General features: G+C 57.3%; 14 protein-coding genes. 4 read left to right on the top strand and 10 right to left on the bottom strand.

Features of this window, described 5'->3' with window-relative positions; translation table 11 throughout:
- Positions 1-80: 80 nt before the first annotated feature.
- Both RBB47_RS13475 and ilvA read right to left on the bottom strand, forming a co-directional pair.
- On the bottom strand, positions 81-2,873 hold the full coding sequence (locus RBB47_RS13475; protein WP_305986333.1) for a bifunctional aconitate hydratase 2/2-methylisocitrate dehydratase: 2,793 nt from the start codon (positions 2,871-2,873) through the stop codon (positions 81-83).
- 214 nt (positions 2,874-3,087) lie between these two features.
- A complete protein-coding gene (gene ilvA / locus RBB47_RS13470) occupies positions 3,088-4,344 on the bottom strand; it encodes a threonine ammonia-lyase IlvA (RefSeq protein WP_305986332.1) in 1,257 nt (418 codons plus the stop codon).
- 260 nt (positions 4,345-4,604) lie between these two features.
- Here ilvA and RBB47_RS13465 point away from each other — a divergent pair, with 260 nt between their 5' ends.
- Together RBB47_RS13465 and RBB47_RS13460 are read left to right on the top strand one after the other, a co-directional pair.
- The gene (locus RBB47_RS13465; protein WP_305986331.1) at positions 4,605-5,261 is read left to right on the top strand and encodes a protein ligase; all 657 of its coding nucleotides are present in this window, start codon (positions 4,605-4,607) and stop codon (positions 5,259-5,261) included.
- A gap of 365 nt (positions 5,262-5,626) precedes the next feature.
- A complete protein-coding gene (locus tag RBB47_RS13460) occupies positions 5,627-6,784 on the top strand; it encodes an alpha-hydroxy acid oxidase (RefSeq protein ID WP_305986330.1) in 1,158 nt (385 codons plus the stop codon).
- A 15-nt stretch (positions 6,785-6,799) separates the two neighbouring features.
- Here the strand turns inward: RBB47_RS13460 and RBB47_RS13455 are convergent, their stop codons facing one another.
- The 7 genes from RBB47_RS13455 to RBB47_RS13425 form a co-directional block, all read right to left on the bottom strand.
- On the bottom strand, positions 6,800-7,411 hold the full coding sequence (locus RBB47_RS13455) for a ferric reductase-like transmembrane domain-containing protein (protein WP_305986329.1): 612 nt from the start codon (positions 7,409-7,411) through the stop codon (positions 6,800-6,802).
- 19 nt (positions 7,412-7,430) lie between these two features.
- Positions 7,431-7,919, bottom strand: coding sequence for a twin-arginine translocation pathway signal (locus tag RBB47_RS13450; RefSeq protein WP_305986328.1), 489 nt, complete (start codon positions 7,917-7,919; stop codon positions 7,431-7,433).
- Between the two features lie 248 nt (positions 7,920-8,167).
- The gene (locus RBB47_RS13445; RefSeq protein WP_305986327.1) at positions 8,168-9,538 is read right to left on the bottom strand and encodes an HlyD family type I secretion periplasmic adaptor subunit; all 1,371 of its coding nucleotides are present in this window, start codon (positions 9,536-9,538) and stop codon (positions 8,168-8,170) included.
- The gene (locus RBB47_RS13440) at positions 9,535-11,274 is read right to left on the bottom strand and encodes a type I secretion system permease/ATPase (RefSeq protein WP_305986326.1); all 1,740 of its coding nucleotides are present in this window, start codon (positions 11,272-11,274) and stop codon (positions 9,535-9,537) included. The genes RBB47_RS13445 and RBB47_RS13440 overlap by 4 nt, the downstream gene beginning before the upstream one ends.
- Positions 11,275-11,368: 94 nt before the next feature.
- Positions 11,369-14,548, bottom strand: coding sequence for an S-layer family protein (locus RBB47_RS13435; protein WP_305986325.1), 3,180 nt, complete (start codon positions 14,546-14,548; stop codon positions 11,369-11,371).
- Positions 14,549-14,968: 420 nt separating this feature from the next.
- Positions 14,969-15,952: a LysR family transcriptional regulator gene (locus RBB47_RS13430; protein ID WP_305986324.1), complete on the bottom strand. Its 984-nt coding sequence runs from the start codon at positions 15,950-15,952 to the stop codon at positions 14,969-14,971.
- 291 nt (positions 15,953-16,243) lie between these two features.
- Positions 16,244-18,610 (bottom strand): hypothetical protein, encoded by a 2,367-nt coding sequence (locus RBB47_RS13425; RefSeq protein WP_305986323.1) that lies wholly within the window; start codon positions 18,608-18,610, stop codon positions 16,244-16,246.
- Between the two features lie 1,012 nt (positions 18,611-19,622).
- Here RBB47_RS13425 and RBB47_RS13420 point away from each other — a divergent pair.
- Both RBB47_RS13420 and RBB47_RS13415 read left to right on the top strand, forming a co-directional pair.
- The gene (locus RBB47_RS13420; RefSeq protein ID WP_305986322.1) at positions 19,623-20,651 is read left to right on the top strand and encodes a helix-turn-helix domain-containing protein; all 1,029 of its coding nucleotides are present in this window, start codon (positions 19,623-19,625) and stop codon (positions 20,649-20,651) included.
- A 978-nt stretch (positions 20,652-21,629) separates the two neighbouring features.
- The gene (locus RBB47_RS13415) at positions 21,630-22,595 is read left to right on the top strand and encodes an AraC family transcriptional regulator (protein WP_305986321.1); all 966 of its coding nucleotides are present in this window, start codon (positions 21,630-21,632) and stop codon (positions 22,593-22,595) included.
- 136 nt (positions 22,596-22,731) lie between these two features.
- On the opposite strand, the gene RBB47_RS13410 is transcribed toward RBB47_RS13415, so the two are convergent.
- Complete coding sequence (locus RBB47_RS13410) at positions 22,732-25,248, bottom strand: methyl-accepting chemotaxis protein (protein ID WP_305986320.1); 2,517 nt, start codon at positions 25,246-25,248, stop codon at positions 22,732-22,734.
- Positions 25,249-25,256 lie beyond the last annotated feature (8 nt).

The raw sequence follows: 25,256 nt of genomic DNA, 5'->3' as shown, positions 1-25,256 counted from the left end.
TTTTTGAGATCCATAAGTCCTGCTTGTGACGGCTGCGCGCGAGCGCGAACCCGGTGTCCCGCAGCCGCTCAAAACCGATCTTAAAAATGGACCGACTGCGTATCCAAAGGCTTTTGCAGCGGCGGGGCAAACTTGGTCAGGTCGATGCCCTCAACGGCTGTCTTGTATTCTTCCACGGTCGGGGTCCGGCCCAGGATTGCAGACAGGACAACGACCGGGGTCGAGGCAAGCAGAGATTCCCCTTTCTTGTCGTCACTGTCTTCAACCACTCGTCCCTTGAAGAGGCGCGTGGAGGTCGCCAGAACGGTGTCGCCCTTTGCGGCTTTCTCCTGGTTGCCCATGCACAGGTTACAGCCCGGACGCTCGAGATAGAGGATGTTCTCGTATTCGGTCCGAGCCGTGTTCTTAGGTGCAGTGTCGTCGAACTCAAACCCGGAATATTTCTGCAGGACGGACCAGTCGCCCTCTTCCTTGAGTTCATCGATGATGTTGTAGGTCGGGGCCGCCACGACGAGCGGCGCCTTGAACTCCACCTTGTCGTTTGCCTTTTCAAGGTTCCGGAGCATCTGGGCAACGATCTTCACGTCACCCTTGTGAACCATGCAGGAACCGACGAAACCGAGATCGACCTTCTTTTCCGCACCGTAGTAGGAGATCGGCCGGATCGTGTCGTGGGTGTACCTCTTGGACACATCCGCATTGTTCACGTCCGGGTCGGCGATCATCGGCTCGTTGATCTCATCGAGATCGACGACGACTTCGGCGAAATACTCGGCGTTGCCGTCCGGCGCCAGCGCGGGCTTTTCGCCGGACCTGATTTCGGCAATACGCTTTTCAGCAATGTCGATCAGGCCACGCAGCATCTGAGCGTCATTGTCCATGCCCTTGTCGATCATGACCTGGATGCGGTTCTTAGCGATGTCCAGGGATTCGATCAGGGTTTCGTCTTCAGAGATACAGATCGACGCCTTGGCCTTCATTTCAGCGGTCCAGTCCGTGAAGGTAAAGGCCTGGTCGGCCAAAAGGGTGCCAATATGAACTTCGATGATCCGGCCCTGGAAGACATTGTCTCCGAACTGCTTCAGCATCTGCGCCTGGGTCGCATGGACCACGTCACGGAAGTCCATGTGATCAGCCATCTGGCCCTTGAAGGTGACCTTGACCGATTCCGGGATCGGCATGCTGGCCTCGCCGGTTGCAAGTGCCAGGGCAACGGTGCCGGAGTCCGCGCCGAAGGCAACGCCCTTGGACATGCGTGTGTGGGAGTCGCCCCCAATGATGATCGCCCAGTCGTCGACTGTGATGTCGTTCAGCACCTTGTGGATCACGTCCGTCATGGAGTGATAGACGCCCTTCGGATCACGCGCGGTGATCAGGCCGAACTTGTGCATGAACGCCATCAGGCGGGGCGTGTTTGCCTGAGCCTTCAGATCCCAGACCGAAGCAGTGTGACAGCCTGACTGGTAGGCCCCGTCGACTTTGGGAGACAGTACGGTCGCGGCCATGGCCTCAAGTTCCTGCGACGTCATCAATCCGGTCGTGTCCTGCGAACCGACGATGTTCACCTTGACCCGGACATCGGATCCGGCATGCAGCACCTTGCCCGGCGTTGCGCCCACGGCGTTTGCATTGAAGATCTTTTCAACCGCAGTCAGTCCCTGGCCTTCATGGGAAACTTCCTTTGAAGGAGCAAAGGCGGACTTCAGTTCAATCCCAAGCGTTTCACAGGCAAGCGTCTGAAGTTTCTTTCCGAACACGATCGCGTAGGAGCCGCCGGCCTTCATGAACTCCACTTTTTGCGGGTTGAACGATGAGGACACGTCGACGAGTTCTTCGTCGCCTTCGCTGTTATAAAGCTTTTTCTTCTTGGTGTTGATCGTCAGAACCGTGCCGGTCTCGACGGAGTATTTCTCTTCCAGGACCGGGTTGCCGTCGTTGTTCAGGATCGGGTTGCCGTCCGGACCCATCTTCTTGACCCAGTTTTTCAGGTCAATGCCGATGCCGCCGGTCACGCCGACCGTGGTTAGGAAAATCGGTGAGATTCCGTTGGTGCCGGCAACAATCGGAGCGATGTTGACGAAGGGCACGTAGGGGCTGGCCTGCTTGCCTGTCCAAAGGGCAACGTTGTTGACGCCGGACATGCGGGACGAGCCCACACCCATTGTGCCCTTCTCCGCGATAAGCATGACCTGCTTGTCCGGATGCTGCAGCTTGAGCGCTTCGATTTCCTTCTGCGCCCGTTCAGAGATCATGCACTTGCCGTGAAGTTCCCGATCCGAGCGCGAGTGGGCCTGGTTGCCTGGCGACAGCAGATCGGTGGAGATATCGCCTTCAGCGGCGACATAAGAGACCACCTTGATCTCTTCGTCGATCTCCGGGAGTTTCGTGAAGAATTCGGCGTCGGCGTAGCTCTCAAGTATATCCTTGGCCACGGCATTGCCGTTTTCATACGCCGCCTTCAGCCGGTCGGTGTCGGCGTCATAAAGGAACACCTGCGTCTTGAGAACCTCAGCAGCCTGGCGGGCGAGCGCCTCATCGTCGCCGAGAGCCACGTCGAGCAGGACCTCGACCGATGGACCGCCCTTCATATGTGACAACAGCTCGAAGGCAAAGGCGGGAGAAATCTCTTCGACGACACTTTCGCCGAGAATGATCTCTTTCAGAAATTTTGCTTTTTCGCCAGCTGCGCTCGTTGTGCCCGGCAGCGTGTTGTAGATCAGGAACTTCAGGGAGTCGTCCCTGTGCGCGTGCTCGGCATCCTTGATCTGTGCAACGAGCTCCTTCAACAGCGCGCCGTCGTCAATCGGCTTGGGGTTCAGGCCCTGCTCTTTCCGGTTTTCGATCTCACTCAGGTAGTCAGTGTACAAGCTCATGATAACCCCAAAGACTAGATGTTGGATGTAGCTTGAACGCCCGACCGCAACAAATCTGGCTGGCCGGGGGAAGCTTGCTTGGCCTTCTCATAATTCAGTATACAACGGTATGCAATATCTTCCGGCCTCTTTTTTGATGATCCCTGTCACGTTTGCGTATGCCGGCGCCTGACCAGCTTCGGCCCGGCACTCGCCGTCGCGTCGTGCCGCTCTTTCAGATCACAAAATTCGCAATCGCCTCGTTGGAGGTAATGTCTTCCCACCTGACATCGGACCGGTCGAAACTCTCGTGAAGCGACTGAAAGTTTTCCGGCCGTTTCGTCTCAATGCCCAGGAGCACGGAGCCGAAATTGCGCGCCGATTTCTTCAGGTATTCAAAACGGGCGATATCGTCTTCCGGACCGAGGAGCGACAGAAAATCCTTCAGGGCTCCTGGCCGCTGCGGCAACTGGATCACATAGTATTTTTTCAAACCGGAGAATTTCAGCGCCCGTTCCTTGACCTCCGGCAAACGCTCGAAATCGAAATTGCCGCCTGAGATCACACAGACGATTTTCTTGCCGCGAACCTGATCCGAAGGCAGCCTGTTCAATGCGTCGATGGAGAGCGCTCCCGCCGGCTCCAGCACGATGCCTTCAATATTGAGCATGTCGATCATGGTTGCGCACACGCCGTCGGTCGGGGCAAGCACGACTTGGTTGGGCGAAAATCCAGACAGGTGCTTGAAGGTCTCAAGCCCGACCTGGGCGACGGCGGCACCGTCCACAAAGTTGTCGACACGAGCGATGCGAACCCGCTCGCCTTGTTGCAGACTTTCAAAAAGACTGGGCGCGCCGTCCGGTTCGACGAAACTGTATTCGGGCGCCTTGCCGACTTCGCTGAAATAGCGCGTGATGCCTGCTGCAAGCCCGCCGCCGCCGACCGGAAGGATCAAGCGATCCCAGTCGTAACCGTCTGGGCTCTGTTCGAGAATCTCTTTCCCGACGGTTGCCTGTCCCCGAATGATTGTCGGGTGATCGAAAGGCGGCACCATCAAGCCGTTTTCAGCGGCGCAGTAATCCATGGCGGCCTTGTTGGCATCGTCGAAGCCGTCGCCGAGCAGCTTTATTTCGACCAGAGGTGCCCCGAAAGACCGGGTCTTCTGAATTTTCTGCTGCGGTGTGGTCAGCGGCATGAAGACGACACCCCGCTTGCCGAAATGACGGCAGGCAAAGGCAAACCCTTGTGCGTGATTGCCTGCGGAAGAACAGACGAACAAGGATCGGTCGGGATCGGTTTCAAGCGCCTCGCGTATGAAGGCATAAGCCCCTCGCACCTTGTAGCTTCGAACCGGCGTCAGATCTTCCCGTTTCAACCAGATATCTGCCTGGTGAAGATCCGACAGGTACTGGCTTCGCTGAAATGGCGTCGGCTTCAGGATATCCGCCAAAAGCGCATGAATCTTGTCTGTATCGTCTGCGAACTGACCCACGTTTTGTCCTTCCCGGAACCGTCGAGGCGCTGGCGCGACAAGTTTTACGCGTCGTTCGCCAAAGACCTGCTCTTTCCCTCCCTCTAGCTCCTAATGCGGCCTAAACCTGTTTTTCAGAAACTGCAATGGTTTGAGGCACAAACTCGTGGCCCTGACCACCTTCTGAATCACGTGCAACGGCATGGCCGCCGTTGTGTTTCCCCGCGTCGTAGATTAGACCATTCATCCGGTTGAAAACCCATCCGAAATGAAGGTGACGCTTGGTAGATTTCCTGGACGCTGCTGATGCGCTGGCACAAGAAATGGAGCTTCTTCAGGACGTCAGTCTCAATCCGGAACACAGGCACCTCTGGTTTTGGGAAAGTCCGAGCTGTCTCGTCTCGCCGAAGAGCTTGAGCACCAAGCCTGAGTTCGAGCACGCGTCAAAGAGCCTGGAAGCAGCTGGATGGCCGGTGAACCTGCGCAGCACGGGCGGTGACGTCACACCACAAGGTCCTGGCATTCTGAACGTTTCCCATGTCTATTCCACGCAAGCCGGCCATCCGGTTGATCTGAAGGAAGAGTATGACCGTCTGTGTTCCCCGATCGAAAAGGCTCTCGGTAAAGGGGCGAGCAGAGGCTGGAAACCCGGGGCGTTTTGCGACGGCGATTATAACGTCCAGTTCAACGATCTGAAGTTTGCCGGCACCGCCATGCGCATTCGCCGCAGCAAGGCCGACAAATCCCGAAGCGCGATCCTCGCGCACGCGATCATGTTGATCGATCCGGTTTCGGGCGAGGCGATCGAGGCGATCAATTTGTTTTTGGGGCTGCTCGGCGAAGAACGCCGGATTGACGTTTCAGCACACACCAACCTGCCGCGCAGCTATTCCAGGGACAGCTTTGTCGCTAACCTGCGCGAAGCCTTTCTGGCGTAAACCGGACGAGATTTTCATTTCACCGACCTGCAAACGGCGATCTGTTTGTTTTGCCGGCATGTCGGCAGCCGCGATTGCGGGCCCCGGAAGCAAATCTCGATTGATAATCCACTTCCATTTAGCACATTTTAGAAAAAATGTTTCGCCATCGCGGCGCCTTACCCTAATTAATCTGTTTAAGCAATTTATGCAAACATATGTTTTTCAATAATATATTATCTTTTATTGCATCCATCCAAATGTCATCAATCCGTGTGCGTTCTTCCGCGCGATCCAAATAGTTCCTTGTACATCTCCCGCCCGATTGGTAAGAAATTTATACCAATAGCGCGGCGACGCTTGATCCAGGATTTGGGAGTGGTGGTGTGAAACTGAGTGATTGCAATAATTTCCAGGACTTCCGGAAACTCGCAAAAAAGCGTCTTCCCGGGCCGATTTTCCACTACATCGACGGGGCCGCGGATGACGAGGTCACATACCGCCGCAACACCGAAGCCTACGCGTCGTGCGACCTTGTTCCGAACGTGCTCGCCGGTGTCGAGAATGTCGACATGAGCGTGGAGGTCATGGGCCAGAAACTGGACATGCCGGTCTATTGCGCGCCGACCGCGCTGCAGCGCCTGTTCCATCACGACGGCGAACGTGCGGTGGCGCGTGCGGCAAGCAAATACGGAACGATGTTCGGTGTGTCCTCGCTCGCGACCGTGACGGTCGAGGAAATCTCGGAAATTGCGACCACACCGAAGATGTTCCAATTCTACTTCCACAAGGATCGTGGCCTGAATGACGCTTTGCTCGAAAGAGCTCGTGACGCAAAGTTCGAGGTCATGGCGCTGACCGTGGACACCATCACCGGCGGCAACAGGGAACGCGATCTGCGAACGGGCTTCACCTCTCCCCCGAAACTCACGCTGGAATCCCTGTTCAGTTTTGCGATGCACCCCATGTGGGCCTGGAACTTCTACACAAAGCCCAAGTTCGATATGCCGCACCTCTCCGGCTATGTCAGCGAAGGTACGAACGTCGCCGTCTCGGTCGGCAATTATTTTTCAACGATGCTCGACCAGTCCATGAACTGGAAGGATGCGGAAGAACTCTGCGCGAAGTGGAACGGCCAGTTCGCGCTGAAGGGCATCATGAGCGTGGAAGACGCCAAGCGCGCGGTCGATATCGGATGCACCGGCATCATGGTGTCGAACCACGGCGGCCGGCAGCTTGACGGCTCACGCAGCCCGTTCGACCAGCTTGCCGAAATCTGTGACGCGGTTGGCGACAAGATCGATGTCATCTGCGAGGGCGGCATTCAGCGTGGAACGCATGTTCTGAAGGCACTGTCGGTCGGCGCAAAAGCGTGTTCGGGCGGCAGGCTCTATCTTTATGCACTTGCGGCCGCCGGCCAGCCGGGCGTCGAACGCGCATTGGGGAACCTGCGCACGGAAATCGAGCGCGACATGAAACTCATGGGGATCACCAGTCTCGACCAGCTCAGCCGTGACAATCTGCGGTTCCGGAACGCGGCGTAGGGGAATTATCCAGGGTCAGGCGTCGCGTCTCGGACGGATGGCCCACGCTTTCAGGTCGACGGCAACCTTCAGGAATGCCGCAAGCACAAGCGCGCAAAGAACGAACTTGGTCACCGTTTCCATCGTGCCCTCTATCAGGAGCGCATGAACCACGGTGCCGACAACGATCACCAGCGCCAGCGAAGTGTGCGCCAGTCGCCACACGCGCGGGCGCAAAGGCAGGTGTTTCCGCAGGACTGCCAGAAGCGCGGCCGCGAAAACAGCCCACATCGCGATCACGCCCCAAAGCGAGAAAGGCGTCGGTGAGCGGAACAGAAGAACGTCGATCACGTCCGGTGGACTGGTGATCCACAGACCTGCGACATGAAGCACGACGGCGGCAACCAGGCATCCGCCGATCCAGCGGTGCAGGCGCCTGCCCCGATAGGCTGAAAAGCCAGGCAGATATCCGCCAGCCAGCAACGGTTGGACGAGAAGCAGTGTCATGGCGACAATGCCCGCAAATCCGGCGGCAATGTAGACAGCGTCACGCCACTGAAGCAATGGACTGAAAGCGGCGGCAGCAATCGGAACAACGATACAAGCCGCCAAGGCCGCCCAGATCAAGATCGCGCGCAACCGGCTCATGCCTCGGAACCCGGTCGGGTCAGGCAGGCTGAAGCACGAAATGCGCCTCCAGGGTGGTGTCCTTCGAGCTGCTCATGATCGGGCGCAGGAACACGGTTTCAAACTCCTCGCTGTCATAGGCAAGGTGACCATGCGGCTGTCCGAAGGCCGGGACGATCTGCGGCATCTCGAGCCGGAATTCACCGTTCGCATTGGTGAGCGTCGCTCCGTGGCTGCGCGCGTCGCGCTCATGTCCCTCGGTCGTATGTGCCCAGATCTGGATGCGCTGGCCGGCAAGCGGCGCGCCGTCGCCAGCCCGGCGGACAGTGCCGGTCATCCAGAAGCCGCCGCCTCCGATCCGGTCCACAATGGGGGCGCCGGGGCGGTAGTTGTTCGAACCACCGCGCATTGACCGCGTGGGAGCAAGACCTTGCGCTTGCGCGGGGACCAGAAGCCCGGACGCCCCGGTCACCGCAACGGCACCGCCGGCGGCAAGAAGGGATCGGCGGGTGATCAGGTCGGTCTTCATCAAGAATTCTCCTATCAGGCGTGGCAGTACCCGATCTGCCATATGGGTCTGACCTCTGCTGATGCCAAATTATAGCGCGATTGTGACCATTTCCGAGACCCTTGGGTGCATGTGCGAAACAAACACACCTCACGGTTTCGTGATCACATGATCGGCTAACCCCTCCCCTTTTGCCGCGTTCTCGCTAGCGCGATGAAAACGCAAAGTCAGCCTGAACCGGGATCCCGTTTCCGGGACCCCGGACCAGCTCATTCAATGAAGGTGCGCGACAGGCGTTCGCTGAGTGGCTGCGCGAGATAACTGAGCGCGGTGCGTTCACCTGTCGTTATGAACAGATCGGCGGGCATACCCGGGACGATCTCCAAGCCTTGCACGTCTTCTGGCTGGCGCTCGTCAAGCCGGACCTTCGCGACATAAAACGCGTTGCCTGTTCGCTCGTCTGTCACCGCGTCTGCAGAGATATCGAAGATGCGTCCTCTGGCTTCAGGGATCTCTTCCTGATCGAACGCGCTCAGCCTGATGCGCGAAGACTGCCCGACGCTGAGTTTCTCGATATCGGTGGTGTTGATGCGCGCTTCGACGATCAGTTCTTCGCTATGCGGTACCAGCTCCAGGATATCCTCACCCGGGCGTACGACACCGCCAAGCGTGTGCAGCGCCATGTTGACGACGGTGCCGCTGACCGGGGCACTGACGACGACGCGCTTCTGGCGTTCCACGGCTCCCCTGAACCGGGGTTCCACGACGGCCAATTGGGCTTCGACGGCAGCGAGATTCTCCGAAGCGGATTCAAGACGTTGTTGCCGGGCGCTGACATCATTGAGCTCCAGCTCACCGATTTCGTTGCGCGCCCGCGCCTGATCCGTGCGCAAGGCTGCATCAAGGCCGACAAGGCGCTCGATATCCAGCCGGATCGAATTGATCCTTGCCGCGGTCACGAGGCCTTTTTCCAGGAGCGTTTGCAGGGAGGCAAGCTCACTTTTGGAAATTTCAATCTGGCGCTCGTTGGACCGGCGCTGCTCCTCAAGACCGTCGATCTCCTCCTCCAGGGCGCTGATGCGGCGCTTGAGCACATCCCTTTCGCTTGCCCGGGCCCTTGCGTCCGTATCGAAAACCCTTTTCTGCGTCAGATAGGAGCTTTCCCAGAGGATCTCGGGGATGTCCTCACCGACAACCTCCTTGATGGCGTCTCGTCGAAATGTCCCCTCATTGTTGAGCTGGGCCAGCAGGCGTGCGCGTCGGGCGGCAAATTCTCCGATCTGGCTGCTGAGGACAGTCAAATCGACTTCCGTCTCCGTACTGTCAAAGACGACAAGAGGTTGTCCGGCCTCGACAACGTCGCCATCGGACACAAGCAGGTCGCGCACGATGCCGCCATCCAGATGTTGCACGGTTTTGCGATTGCCATCGACCACAAAGGACGCCTGCGCGACAACGGCTCCATCCAGCTTTGTCTGGAACGCCCAGTAGGCTGCTCCCCCCAGGAAACAGGACAGGACGAGGACACCGAAGAGCACCAGGAACCCGATCCGCGGCTCATCTGATCGGTCCGCCAGGCTTTTTTGCTGTTGAAGGTGCGAAACGTGTCTGCTTGCGGGTGAGACGGTCAACTCTTTCATTGGACTGCCCTTTCCTGTGTTGTTTGCTCGGTGTCCGTTGCTGCTTGCCGGCTGGCAGGCAGCACATTGCGTCTTGTGTCTCGGAGCACGTCGTCCCTGTCGCCGAAAGCGGTTTGCATGCCGTGGTTCAGGACCAGGACCTTGCCGACAACCTGCAGCGTGCTCGGCCGGTGGGTCATCATGACGACGATGCCGCCACGCTCCTGCGCGCTGCGGACGGCCTTGTGAAGGGCCGCCTCTCCTGTCGAATCGAGATCCGAGTTCGGCTCGTCGAGCACCATCAGGAATGGATTTCCGTAAAGCGCCCTGGCGAGCGCTATCCTCTGGCGCTGGCCGCCAGACAGGAAGAACCCGCCACCGAGACGCGTTTCATAACCCTCCGGCAGGTTGGTGATCAGATCGTGGACGTCGGCCGCCAGAGCCGCTTCAAGCACCTGGTCATCGTCGATCTCGGCTGCGAACCGGGCGATATTTTCGCGGATCGTGCCGTCGAAAAGAACCACTTCCTGAGGCAGGTAGCCGATGTGACGTCCCAATTCCTCCTTGTCCCACTTGGCCGTCGGATTGCCGTCGAGACGCACGGTGCCGCGCTGGGGCATCCAGATGCCGGCCAGCATCTTGGCGAGCGTCGTTTTCCCGGAACCGCTGGCGCCGATCACGGCAACCGCGTCGCCCGCCTGAAGGTTCATGCGGATGTCGGAGAGCGTCGCGCTCTGGGCCATCGGCGGACCAGCCTTCTGGATTGCAACACTTACCGAAACGCGCGGGCTCGGCAGGTGCAGGCGCTTTTCTTCCACCGGAAAGTCATGAACCAGCTTCCTGAGCTTGGCGTAGGATCCGGTTGCCGCAAGAAAACTGCGCCATTGCCCGATGAGCTGGTCGATCGGCGCAAGTGCCCGGCCCAGAACGATTGTCGCCGCGATCATGATGCCCGCGGTGCTTTCGCCGGTAATGGCCAGCGCTGCACCCAGTCCGAGGATCGCCGACTGCAGTCCGGTGCGGAACGTCTTGGAGACGACCGAGAATGTGGAAATGCGATCGTTTACACGCGTTTTCAGCCGGTGAGCCTCGACCTGAAGCTGATGCCAGCGGTGAGCGAGATCACTGTGCATGCCCAGCGCGTGAACGATTTCAGCGTTCGCCTCCCCGGTCCTGTAGAGCGTGTCGCTGCGTCTGCGGGCTTCTGCGGCTTCCGCCATCGTGTCATGGCTCCGGGCGTTGTTGATGAGCGCCAGAACCGTCAGGATGAGTGCGCCCGCGAGACCAAGATGCCCGAGATAGGGGTGGAGAATGTAAAGGACGCCAATATAGACCGGGATCCAGGGCGCATCGAAGAATGCCAAAAGCGTGCTTCCCGAGATGAAGTCCCTGAAGCCGTTCACATCCTCGATCGAGTTGTCGTTTGCCGACTGATTTCCCTGAACGTTGCGGCGCATGGCAGCGCTCAGGACCGGGACACCGACTTTCAGTTCGAATCTTGCACCAAGCCGATTGAGCATGCGCTGGCGGATCCAGTCGAGCAGACCGGTGACGAGAAAGACACCACCCAGCAGGACGGTCAGTGCGATGAGCGTATCCATGTTCTGGCTTGTCAGAACGCGGTCGTAGACCTGAAGCATGTAGAGCGGTGCGGCGAGCGCGAGGACATTGAGGGCCATGCTGAAAGCAGCGATTGCCCAGAAACCGGCACCAAGTGAGGACCATGCTTTGCGGACGGGAGAAACTTTGCGGAACATTTTTCTGCTCCATGTCATGAGGTTCGGGTCTGGTGAGCGGGCGAAAGCCCCAGGACGGCGGCGGTGGCCACCGGCGCCGTCCTGAGCAACCGGCTTAGACGAGGAAGTCGTCTTCGCTCAGCTGCGACGCGTCGACGTTGACCAGGCGCAGTGTGCTGTCCGACCCGAAGGACAGGACTGCATCCGAGCCATCTTGGACCGCGCCGGAGAGAACTTCGGCGACGTCGAAGTCCGGGGCAAAATCGCCTCCGGAAATCCGGTCGGAGCCGAGTTCAAAGTCGTTGACGGTGTCATCACCCTGGCTTGCGACAAAGATGTCGGAACCATCACCGCCCGACAGCAGATCGTTGCCGCCGGCACCATTCAGAACGTTGTCGAAATCGCTGCCGGTGATGATGTCGCCATCGTTCGAGCCGACCACGTTTTCGATCGAGCTGAGCACGTCGGTCTCAACCCGGTTGTCGATCACGTCCTCGCCGACGACGCCGGTGTTGGCAATCGGTTCGGCCGTATCGAGCGTTGCACCGGCGTCCACCAGCGTGTCCTGGACAACCGGACCGTTCTGACCGGCCAGGGCGTTGTGCAGGTGAATGGCAGAGACGACGCCCGGGATCGGGGTTTGCAGATCAGCTTCGTTGAGGCCGGTTACGTCGAGAACACTGGAATAGGTGACTTCACCTGTTGTCAGGTTCTGAACGATAGTCACTGTCGCCTCGCCGGTCGCTTCGCTGTCAGACAGCGGACCCGGCTCCTGTGCGGCATCCAGACCGCCGGAAAGCTCGATCGTCCGGAAGCCGTGTTCGGTGACATCACTGTCGACAAGCAGCTGCCCTCTGATTTCCCCACCCGGGAAGTCCGAGGTGTGGATGTTGTAGTAGAGGTTGCCCGCAACGGCCTGATCCACGAACGCGGCACCATCGGCAATGGACGATCCGAACTGGTTCGGAGCTGCGACCACGGCGTTGTCGACACGTACGGTGAAACCGGTGTCGCGGGTTGCCGTGCCATTTCCGTTGGCGCCGAGGTTCACTTTGACCGCAACGTCCAGATCGGAGAAGTCCGCCGTGTCGGTGCCTTCACCGCCATCCAGGAAGTCATTGCCGAGACCGCCAACGAGCACGTTGTCGCCGTCGCCCGCAATCAGGGTATCGTCGCCGGCTCCGCCGTCGATGACGCCGTCCACGAGGCCCAGATCGACAAGGATGTCGTCCCCGGCACCTAGCAGGACATTGCCGTCAATGACACCGCCGTCGTTGACGATGGTCACCGATCCGGCATCGCGGGCGTCGATTGCATTGACCGTGCCGGAGATTTCACCTTCGTTGATGATGGCGCCGAGGATTTCCAGGCCGCCGTCGATCCGGATACCCGCTGCAACGTCGGAATATTCAGATCCTGCGATAACGCCCTCGTTTTCAACCACGCCGGCAAAGCCTGCGTTTTCAACATTGGAGAAGAGACGCAGACCATCACCGATCGTGTTGCCTTCGCTCGCGTCGCCGCCGCCCAGGATCGCTCCCTGGTTGATGATGGAGGCCGACACGATGTCGCCGTCGACGTCACCGGTTTGCAGTGAGACACCGGAGGCGTTGTTGCCGTTGGCATCAACCGTGCCTTGGTTGGTGAAGGTGTAGTTGTCGGCCGTGCCGTCTGCATAAACGGTACCGTTGCGCTGATCGCCGGTCGCCAGGATGGCACCCTGGTTGACAACATCCAGCCCGTTGCCGTCGATGTTCAGCGCGCGGCTGTCGGAACTGACCGTGCCCCGGTTGACGAACGATCCGCCGGAATGATCGCCGGTTCCGAAATAGACACCGTTCTGCGCACCGGCAAAGACGCCACCAGCCTCGTTAACGAGGGAACCCTGGAAATCGACACCATTGACGGCCCTGAAGGCACCGACGGTCCCCTGCTGGCTTTCGGCACTGACAATGCCGGAGTTGGTGATCGTACCGGTAAAGAGAGCCGCGGCGAAACCACCTTCCGGCAACCGGCCACCTTCAAGCCTGATACCGTCACCTGCAGTGCCTGCTGCAGCAGATGCCTGTCCGCGTCCGGCAATTGTACCGGCGTTGTCGACTTCGACCTCGCCATTGCCGTCGGCGGCCAGAGACAGCGAAATACCGGCACCATTGTTGTGTTCACCGGCATCGATGACACCGCTCGGGAGGTTCGAGATGGTGTAATCGCGCGCCGTGTCGTCGGCATAGATGGTCCCGTTACGCTGATCGCCGGTGCCGAGGATGGTACCACCGTTCAGGAGGTCAACGCCTGAGCCATCAATGTTGACCGCACGGCTGCCGGACTGGATGGTGCCGAAGTTCTGGACATCGAGGTCATGCTCGGCGTCGCCGATGTAAAGGCCGTTGCGCGGTCCTTCGATCGTGCCGGTGCTTGAGTTGAAGATCCGTCCTTCCGCCGCCACGCCGTCGGCAATCCGGATACCGGCCGTGGTGCCCTGGTTGCTTTCGGTGGAAATCAGGCCGCTGTTGAAGATGTCGGTTTCCAGCACCGCACCTTCTGCCCCGTCGTCGATCCGGATGCCGTCGCCTGCGAGCCCTGTGTTGGAGGCAGCCTCATCGCCCCGACCCTGGATGACAGCTCCAAAACCGTTGAAGATATTGCCCTGAACGACGTCGTTCACCTCGTCGCCAACCTGAAGCGAGATCCCTGCGCCCTGGTTGCCCTCGCCGGCATCGATGGTGCCGCCGGTAAAGTTGCTGATCGAGAAGTCTTCCGCCGTGCTGTTGGTATAGATTGTGCCGTTGCGCTGATCGCCGGTGCCGACAATATCGCCGAAGTTGCGAACGCTCACGCCCTGGCCCTGAATGTCGACGGCCCGGCTGTCGGAGGAAATGACACCGCCCCGGAAGTTGTCCAGTCGACCCGAAGAGTCTGCTCCGGCGAACTGCACGCCGTTGAACTCGCCGGCGACTTCGCCGAAGTTGCGGATGTCGGCGCTACCGCTGACCTGAATGCCTGTCGCCAGGGCGTCGGGTCCGCTGTTGGCCTCAATGCGCGCGGAGCGGAAATTGAAAACCTGAGCGTCCTCACCTTCCACCGAGACAGCAGCGGCGGCATTGTTGGTGGTTACCAGACCGAAATTCAAAAACCGCGCAAAGTCATTGTCGAGAACAAAGGCCGGCGTGTCGTCAACGACCACGTTGTTGAAAAAACCATTTGTGAGGGTTTGACCGTCACGAACAGTTTCCTGGGACAGATTGGACGTCGTCAGCAAGCGCGCCCGAAGTCCGGCAAAAAAACCAGATACCATTTGGAAATCTCCATCTGAGTTGTCTTCCGGAAACGCCCCCTGCATGACGGCGCCCGGTACTCGTGGAGGTGTTGTGAGCACCCGGTTTCTTGAAATTCATATTGCCAATGCGGGCGATAACCTTCGGAAATAATCACGCAGCGTGTTATCGACGTGATTTGATTTCCTCATTTATTTCAGCGCCCTGGAGGCGTTCCCCGAGAATTTGATTCCGGCCGTTCACCTGAGATGGAAAAAACGTGAAGTAAAAAACACTGCTATTGGAGGGATTGAACCCCTTGCCCCCCGGACAGAATGACAGCGCCGAATATCGGCAAGCGAAAACCCTCCGGGCAGAGTAGCGTCGGCCGTGCGCCTGAACCAACCGAAGACGATCGACCGGAAGCCAAGACGAAGAGTTTTGCTGAGGAGAATTGCCGCTCAGACCAGAGCCGCGACGCCCGGATGGTTTTTGCGTGTTTCGGGCTCGCATGCTGGAAGCGTGCCACTGGGAGGCGCGTTTTCGATGAAGGACCTGATGGAGGAAATCACGCCATATCGCGAATAGTCCTGGCGCGAAATCGCGCCCAGTTCGCGCAGCCTGCCGTCGCCGTCAAAAGGTACGAAGGTCAGACCGAGATTGTCCCTTTTGAACTGTTCGGCAGCAATCGCGTTGACGATCGTACAGGCATCGCTATGGGCCAGATGCCGGCATAGAGTTTCAAAGCGGGCAGAGCGGACGTCGATCCCCAGCCGCTCAGCCGCATCCGAAGACGCCGGGGGAAGGTCCTTTTCAAGATCGTACCCGAACGGCACGTCGAAACGGATCAGAAACTCGGCTGGAACGTCTCCTGCCCGGATCCCATTGCGGCCGGCAAGCACATGGCCTTGCCGCATGCCCAGGTAGAGCGGTTCGAACCACAGCGGTGTGAACTCCGGTGCGTCGTGGCACTCCTCACCGTAGATCATGACGTGGCTGTTGCGCGCGATCAGTGCCGCGTCCAGTTGCATCTGCTCGACCATTCTGGCCAGTTCGAGCGGCTTTTCCTCAACGATCACCAGCTTGAGATCGGGATAAAGGTCGGCGAGCATGTCCAGGAAATAGCCGGACAGATAAGCCGCAAGCGTCGGCGTCATCCCGAGCCGGAACGGCGTTGCGTCGAGTTTTCGATAGTGCTGGGCAGTTTCAGAGATGCGATCGACCAGACCGTTGATTTCGGTCGCGGCTTCAACAACCTGTTCCCCGAATTTCGTGAGCAGAACGTCGTTTCGCACCCGCTCGAAAATCCGGACACCCAGTTCGGCTTCAACCTTTTTGATCTGGTTTGAAAGCGCCGGCTGGCTGACGTGAACGGACCGGGCCGCGCGTGTGAAGTTTCTGTGCTGCGCCACAGCCACGACGTATTGCAAGTCCCGAAGGTTCATTTCCTACCCGAAAGTCACTCAATTGCAGCCGCAGACTGAACCAGGGCCCGCACAAGTTGAAATGAACTTACTTCACGTATGGGTGTCAGCCCTCTCGACCCCACCTCAAGCCGGACCGCAGACCACCGCCGGTCGCAGGTCCCGGATCGGGTCCGGGACGGCGCCAAATGTGATGTGCCCTCCGATCACATGAAACCGGCTCTATAAAAAGCTGGCCGCCCAAAAGCCCGCCGGCGGCCAGCTTTGGGCAGCCAGGCCTCACAAGGCCGCCCTGCGACGAGGCATTCCCCTTTAGAACTTCAGTTTCAGGCCTGCGTTGATGGAGACCTGTTCATTCGTGTTGTAGCCGGCCTCGATGAAGGTCGGACCGACTTCCAGCGCGGCGAAGCCGCGGGCTGAGAAGCCATCGTCATAAGGCGTTTCGAGATCTGTACCCATCAGGTTGTAGCCAACAGCCTGACCGTCGGCATAACTGCCCTCCACCCCGTAACGGATCCTGGTCTCGAATGTGTCATTCACAAGGGGCAGCTTGTGCGCCATCTGGAACTGCGCCCCGAAGACGTTGTTGAAACGCTGCTCCACGTCCAGCTGGGTGCCACCGGAGAAGTCGAAATCATGACCTTGCGTCCAGGCTCCGAGGTAGTTCACCCGGAAGGAACTGCCCGCGATCGGACCTTTGACAAGCAGCGAAGGCGAGACAAACAGGGACGCGTAGTTAGCGGTGTCCGTGTCGATGCCACCCATAACCCGGTTGTCGGCGATATCCCTGTCGGTCTTGTTATAGGCTGCGCCTGCCGTTAGCGACGCCTCCACCCGCGCGGCAATGCTTTTGGCGACACCGCCGAAAAGCGTGCCGGAATAGGTGTCGTAGGAAACATCCTCGTCGCCGGAAACGCTGCTATAGGACGCCCCCGCATAGAAGCTGAGAGTTTCCTTGTTCATCCCGATGATCGTGCCGGCCCAGTAGCCAGTGTAGTCGGGTGTGTGATCTGCACCAGGGTCAAGATAGGTAACATCATCATCACCAGGCTCATAAACCCAGCCGCCAAAGACCCGCATCCATTTGTTCGACATGCCCTCACCGTCACCGTTGAAGGCAAAATCGCCTGCGGGCGGGCGCGCCTCGGTGCCATCGTCAATGGCATTCTGGATCTGCGAGAACATCGACCAAGCGACCTGGTCCTGCTGGGCGTAACTGTCGAGATCTGCCACATAGAGCGTGTCATCGACGATCACGTGACCGTGCCTTGAGGCAATTTCGAGCGGCAGATTTCCATTGGTCGTGTCGAACCGAACAGCTGCGTTCAACCCGTCACCAAGCCGGAAGTCAGTATATTCCAGGCTTGCATCGCTGATGAACACATCGCCATAGAGGATCGATCCGTCCAGCAGGTAGACGGTGTTCCTGTCATCCGCTGCCAGCCCACCCGATCCAAACGTATTGACATCGATCGAGTATCCGTCACGGGAAAACACCCGTCCGTAGTTGAAGAGATCATGTCCGTCATGTCCACTGAGCGTGATACCGTGGGTGTTGTCGCCCTCGACGGATATATGCCCGGTGTTCACGGTCAGGTCGATCTTCAGGTTGTCGATGGACGTGCCGTTCCGGTAGTGCTCGATGCCGTGCGAGTCGTCATTAAACGCCAGGATCGTACCGTTGTTGATGATCGTGCCACTGTTTCCGTTGTAGTCGATACCGAACCCTTGCGGCCGGATTTCGATGTAACCGTTGTTGATAAGGGTCGCATGATTGGCCTCGGCCCTCAGTCCGGAAACGTCGTAGATTCCGTTGCTGGGAGTGGTCGCAAGCATCAGGATCCTGCCGTTGTTTTCGGCAGTCGAATAAATCGAGAAAAAATCGTCCGACAATTCGACTTCGTCTGTGGTGGGATCGTTGTCATGATCCCAAGTCACACGCGACGCTCCATCCAAATAAATGCCGCGGCTCTGAACCGCGTAGGACGTGATTGTGCCGGTGTTGACGACATAGTGTCCGCCCAACCCTATCGAGGGTGAATTGGTCACCTCCAGAAACGAATTGATCCTGACACCGGCCGATGCTCCGGCCGTTTGGTAAGGCAACCCGGTGTCCGGGTCGATGTGGGGGTTAGTAGGCTGCTGAGCAGTTGGCGTCCAGGTCAGGTAGTCTTCGTTGTCTTCCAGAATCTCTTCGCTGATGACGATATCGCCAGTGTTTACAACCGTATACTTGTTTGCGTCATAGCCGAAAATCGCATTCCCGAAGTAATCGCCGACGCTGATGAAGCCATTGTTGATGATCGTGGCATTGTCCGATCCCAACACGAATATGCCGTCACCATACCCAAGTGACTGCGGATCAGCCGTGTTGACGCCCGCGTTGGTACCTGACGTGACAATGCGCCCATTGTTGGTAACCGTCACGCCGTCCCTCGAAAAGATCTCCAGCCCAACGGCGTCAATTATGTCGATTTCCGTGCCTTCGGTAAGCGTCACCGAGTTAACGCCAACCGGAATGTCGATCGAGCCATTGGCTCGGGAAGAGTCGAAACCCGGGACATCCACTGAGATCACGATATCTTCCGCAAATACCTGTGTCGGCAGGGCCATCGCCGTCGACCCGAGAAGGGCGCATATCAGCGGTAGGCGCTGTTTGCTTGCGAGTGGATTGTTCATGCTCTGTCTTCCTTGTGCTGCACGGTCAACGCGCCGGCTGCTTGAATGCGCGAATGAGCAGAAAGGCGCATGCCGGAAGAGAACAGCTGTTCAATTCTGCTCTCACCACACATCCTGACGTGCGCGTTCTGCTTGACTTCATTGGTTCTTTGAAGGGCGAGTGGAATTGCTGCGCTGGCGATACGCGAACGAACAGTGAGAGCAGACAGAGAGTACTTCTGCGCATCCTGTCTGATTGTCTGTGGGCTCCTCAGCTGCACAGTCGTGGCAATATATTTTGCGAGTGACACTTCACCTATTTCAGACAAAACAGTAATGCCTCTGAACTGCACATTTTTCGTCTCGTGACTGGCTCCGGACACCCAACACACAGCCGAACTTCAGCACTTCCAACTCAGGCGCATTGATCGCACTGACCGCTAAAATCGGCCATTTTCCAAAATCCAGATTTCTTATTCATTCCTCCAATTCAGCGTAGAGGGCATTGCCGAATACGGAGTGCGTGGACAAGTGTGTAGGCGCCACCGAACGTCCGCCTCTACTACCTGAATGGTGAACCTGGTTTTCAGTTCCATTTCTCGGAAAGTGTAGGATTTAGAACACCTATCTATCTGTTTTGGATAGAGGTTTTTACCTTCCGAGTGTCGCGCGTTGCGCAAAATGTCCTTACAACTCCTGGAGGACGGCAAAAGGATTTCAGAGCTGCGAAGAAGCGGTGCGGAAACCGGGCTGGTAGAATTTGACTCGGAAGTATTGCTTCGCGGAGCTTGCGGGCCGCTCCCAACTAATTTGCTGTCTGGTACTGAATCGGCATGTGGATGCAGCCTGTGAGTGATCTTTGTCTAGCGGCTTCAGAGCCGCATTGATGAGAAGGCATGCCGTATATGAGACGTCCCTTCCCCTCTATGAGGTTCCTATTCGCCTTTGCGTCAGGTGTGCCGTCATTGCGTGCACAAGAACCAGAAGATCCAGTCGAAGTTTCCTCTTCAATTCATTCGATGAGGTCCACTCAATGAATATGATACACTCAATAGATAACCTTATTGAGTCTGGAGACACCCTGGCCACGTCTTCGGTTTTCCGAAGCTTCACCTGCAGTGAACCGGAGTATTTCTCCCGCCTGTTCGACGGTGTCGCACTCGAGGGCATTCAGCTCAGTTCCGGCAAGTTCAGTGGCAGTGTGGTTTTTGCACTTTTGGACTGGATCTCCATTCACATTTCACGATGCGCACAGTCAGTTGAAATGCGCATGGAGACCGACCAGGACAAGTTTCTGTTTTGCGTATGCCTTCAAGAAGGCCCAGACGGATTCGTCTTCGGTCTGAAAGATCCGGGATCCTGGATTTATGTGCTACCACCAGGCGGGAGGGCTGCAATGCCGGCGCCTGAAAACTGCACGCTTCTGCTTCTGACAGTCGACAGCGATGCAATGCTCGAAAACGAGTTTTTGAGGCCTGAAGCCAAATCCTGGTTCGGCGCGCTGAAAGGCGAAGGAATATTCGTCCGTTCCAAACGGCTTGCCTCCCAATTGAGGGAAGACGTCCTGTTGTCGTTGCTGGGGACTGAAGGGCTTCCGTTCGCGAGCGGGCGGAAGAACGCCCATGAACTCTGTCAGGCGTTGATTTCAAGTATTTTGTCCTCTCTTTCACTGGAATGGATGGTGAAAAAGAGGTTCGCGACTGAGCGCCTAACACCGGCTTCGGAAAGGTTTTTCAAGGCCCAGCGCGTCATCGCTGAACACGATTTTGGCCTGAATGCCGGTCTTGGCGACGCGTTGGCAGAGCTCGGTTCAACACGATCCCTGGAAATGGCGTTCTCCAGCCACGTAAAGATGGGGCCGAATACCTACACGCGCGTCATTCGGCTGCACAACGCGCGACAAAAGCTGCGCGATGCGGACTTCCTGGAGGAATCCATCGGAAATGTTGCCGCGCGAGAGGGCTTTTGGGACTGGAGCAGATTTACCGCCGACTACAGCAAGCATTTCGGGGAACAGCCCTCGGAAACTCGAAGGAAGACAATGGCTCAGCTCGAGTCATAGTGACCAGGGTACGGACTTATCAATAAAGTCGGTTTGACCTCGTTGATGGATGCCATTTCACAAGAAGACCCACTCCGGTTGGCCGTGCAAGCTAAGCAAAGTAGCGATTAAGAGTGGGAGGTTATTTTCCTTGGCAGATTTGCAGCTTGGGGAAAGTCTCGACCCGGATGCCTGTCTCAAATGTCAATCTTCATGGCCGGTAAGCGGCATTCGCTTTAGCGCGGTTTCAACTTCTTCTTTGGAGAAGTTCACAATTGAAAAATAATACAAGCCCACGAAAAGAAAATTTGCAGTGAAACAATAGAATATAAGAGCAAAAACGTAATCAAATCCGACCATCAACACAATCAACGAAGTAAGGGCTCCGAGAAAAATGCTGACAAAAATCCGTCCTCCTACCATAGCCTAAGGTCCGTTTCGTTATAGATTCTGTTTCTTGAGGATGCTGGCGCAGTGAATTCTGCCCGCCGACCGGTCAGTGAGTTCAGGGAATTCACCCGTCATTGGGCAATGGATTTAAGCCTGCTAGTTGCTCCCAAATCTGCGTGAAACCCCATGCTTTCCCTATGTTTCACTGTCAGCCACAGGGTTGGCAAAACCGGGAGGCAAAGCAATTTTCGAAGCGCCGGAATTCTTTTTCCAAAGTCCGGTCCGCCCTCTTCACCGCTCGAGAGGTCATCAAATTTACACATGCAATCAAGTGCTCGAGCGCCAAAGAAAATGTATTGCTCTTGGACCAAGTACTCGACCAAGATTCTCTTTGGAAATCTGCTTTTCTGCAATTGAACAATCTATAAGTGTTAATTTTTCAATGATGCAATCCAAAATCTTATCCGAAACGCTCAGATTTTTTTTCGATCGTCCGAAAAGTATGCAAAATGCGCAAGCGCATCTTCCCATTGGTTAAAAAATGCCTAATTTCGTTTGAGTGCAAGTATTAACCAACCATGTCACAATTCGCATCATGGGGGATGAAGTTTGGACTTGATCAGCAATATCCTGAACAACATCACGGTGAAAAACCGGGTTACGGGATTGTTGAGTTTGCGAGGCGAATGGGCCTTTGAGTCGCCCGAAGCTGATGAGGCCGTGTTTCATTGTATTTTCAAGGGAACAGCCTGCGTCACTTTCCGTGGCCAGACCATCCAGCTGAAGCAAGGCGATATGGTCATGTTCACGAAAGGACATGGGCATATCCTGGGAAGTGCGCCGAATGCCCAACATGTGACGTTTGCCGAGAATGACACCCGGGTGCGCATGCACAGTGTGGAGGCCGGCGACGTGTCCGAAGTCATCAAAAGTGCTGACGGACCGGAAACATCGATCATTTGCGCACGCTTCAACTTCAGCAGTCAGACGGCCAAAGACCTCGTAGACAATCTAACCGATCAGGTCGTGTTGCAGGATCAGAATCCATCGTCCTTTGCTGCCCTTGAACCGGCGTTGCGCGAAGTTGCCGCTGAAGCGCACTCCGATGATCCTGGAGCCCTGGCTCAACTCGATGGGCTGGTCAATCTTCTCTACTTGTCCTTCATGCGCGGCTGGCTGAAGCAACAATCGCCTAAAGCATCAGGTCTGGTTGCCGGTCTCAAGGACCCCAAAGTCGCAAAGGCGATGCAACTGATACACAAGGATCCTGGACGAGACTGGAACGTGACTGACCTGGCCAGGGAGGTCGGCATGTCCCGGTCCAATTTTGCGTCGCGCTTTGCCGACGTCACGGGCGTTACGCCGGTTCGCTACATTACACGTTGGCGCATGATCGTTGCTGCGAACAAGCTGGAAACAGAGCCAACCCACCCCATCAGCGCGGTTGCGTTGTCCGTGGGCTACGATTCTGAACCATCGTTTTCGACAGCCTTCAAACGCGAGTTCGGCAGTCCCCCCGGAAGCTGGCGAAAAGACCGCCTCAGCGGCGCAGCTCCGCAGGCAACCAGCCCCTAGACGCTCTCCTTTGGCAGAGCGCAAGGTTAGACGGGACCCAGATGCTGGTCCCAGAGACCACCGGCCAGAAGCCGGTGGTTTTTTTTTTGCTGAAAGAGCCGTGTCGCCATGCGCGATCCGGCGAATGCCGGGAAGATCAGGCTGCAGCCACTTTTGCCAGGAAGTCGTCGACAACCAGCTTGAGATGCCTGGCCTGATCCGCAACTTCGTTGGAAGCCACTTCGACCTGGCCGGCAGACTGTGCAGCTTCCGCCACAGCTTTCATGACCTGCGAAATGTTGTCGGCGACGCCTTGGGTTCCTTCCGCCGCCTCGCGAACATTCCGGGAAATCATTGCTGTTGAAGCATCTTGCTCCTCGACAGCGGCCGCGATCGCTGACGTCGTTTCGTCCGCCTGTTCCATCGTGTCCCGGATTTCCTGGATTGCAACGACGGATTCACCGGTGGATGACTGGATCGCCTCGATCTGCGTTGCGATTTCCTCGGTCGCCTTCGATGTCTGCGTTGCAAGTTCCTTGACCTCGGACGCAACCACCGCGAAGCCCTTTCCGGCCTCGCCTGCGCGCGCAGCTTCAATGGTCGCATTCAGTGCAAGCAAGTTGGTCTGTTCGGCGATGGCGCGGATCAAAGTCACCACTTCACCGATCTTGTTGGCCGAATCTGCGAGCTCAGAAACCTTTTCCGTCGTCATCCGGGCACTGCCGGATGCGTTGGTGACGATCTCTGTCGCGCGGGAGACCTGCTGCCCGATTTCTGCGATCGAACCGGCCAGCTGTTCGGTTGCCGCGGCGACGGAACCAACATTTTCAGACGCCGCTGTCGAGCTGCCTTCCGCTTCAGACGCCTGACTGGCGGTCTCGGTGGAAATCTGGTTCAGCACCTGGGCCGTCGACTGCATTTGATCCATGTTCGCAGTCACGTTGCCAAGGACGGCTTCCATTTCGTCGCGGAACTCCGTTATCAGGGCTTCGATGCGGTCCTGACGTTCCAGTTGAGCGTTTTGCTCGTCGCGCGAGATCGCTTCGAGGTTGTTGCGCTCTACGGCGTTTTCCTTGAAGACTTCCATAGCCTTTGCAAGATCACCGATTTCATCGTTTCTGCCCGTGCCCACGACACTGACATCCACGTGCCCGTCTGCCAGGTCACGCGTGATCCTGACGAGGCCCAGAAGCGGATTTACAAGGCCGCGATCCACGACGAAGAACCCGATTGCGCCGGCAATGACAAGGCTTGCAATTCCGATGGCGATCAGAGCCATGGAGCCATTGTCGAAGAGCTGGTTGATCTGCGTCGTCGCTTGATCGACAGCCGCCAGTTCCAACTCAATCAGCGACGCGACGGATTGGCCAATGCGTTCAACCGCACTGAACATCTCCGTCACCTGCTCATTCGATTTTGCCGTGCTCTGGAGTTCTTCCAGGTGATCCTTCAGAAGACCGTTGTCCGGGTTGCCATACGCCAGCAGCTGTTCAAGCTGCTGCTTGATGTCGTCCGACCCGAGGCCATCCAGACCGTCCATCATGTGTTTGGCGTCGGCCGTAATCTTCTCCTGAAGCGGCACAAGCAATGCCGGATCCTGCGTCAGGCCACCCTGGACCAGGGTCGCAACAAACTTGTTGGCGAAAGCCTGGGCTTCAAGGGTGCTCTTAAGCTGACCGACCTGGTTGTTCAGAAGATCTGAAATGATTTCAGAGTTTTCCGTGACAGCCTCTTCGGTGTCGATTGTCAGGGTGAAGAGCTGATCATCGATTTGCATGATGAGCGCATCGTCGATTGCCTTCTGCAGTCCGATCGCTTCTTGCAAGGTCTGTTTCTGCTGGCCGGCCGTGATCGACTTGGATTTGCTCTTGGACAGCGTGCGTGCCACCAACTCAGTCAGCTGGTCGAATTCCGTTTCGGCTCCGGTGCTCAGTTCCAGAGTGCCCAATTCCTCGCGGTATTCAGCGATCTTGGTCTGCGTCGCGATGATTTTGTCTTCGAAGAGCGTCAACAGGGAGGTGTCGTCCACAAAGGCGACGGTTTCGGCCAGACCGACAAGCAGGTTGGTTTCTGCACGCAGCTCCAGGTAGAGCCTGAGCTTTGCCATTTCGGTGTTGGCGAGGTTGTCGACCAGAGCCTTGCTCTGCTCGGCAGCCTCTTCGCCGCCAAGAACAACGGTGAAATAGGCGTCGTCCACGATCGGCGTGATGGCACTGTTGACGCCGTCATAGGCCTTGAACAGCGCCGCCATGCGCGCGTCCTTGGCTTCCCGGGCCGCAATCTTTTCCTTTGTGGCCTGGTCGAGAACGCCGAGCCGCTCCTGGAAAGTCTGGCTTTGCGTGAACAGTTCATCGACAATTTCACGGTTAGCGTCGGACGCGACGAACGTTGTTTCGATTTCCTTGATGACAGAAACCGACTTTTGCAGAGCCTGGAAGGAAACTTCCTGAGACTGAAGCGTCACGCTGTTGGCAACAGCCGCTGCGGCAGTGGCGACCTCGGTGCTTGAAAGCGCCAGTTGCGCTGCGTTTTCAATTGAAGGCAGACGTTTTTCGGACAGCTCCGCAAAACCGCTTTCAACCCTTTGAAACGAAAAAAGACCGATTCCAATCGCGGAAACGGTCAGTAGAACGAGCCCTGCAAATGCGGTGAACAGCTTTCCGCGTGTTCTCAAACCAAATT

The sequence above is a fragment of the Roseibium sp. MMSF_3544 genome, from assembly GCF_030732845.1.
In the GTDB taxonomy this organism is placed as follows: Bacteria; Pseudomonadota; Alphaproteobacteria; order Rhizobiales; family Stappiaceae; genus Roseibium.
The sequence above is the reverse complement of the archived record's forward strand: the minus strand, read 5'-3'. Positions and strand labels throughout refer to the sequence as shown.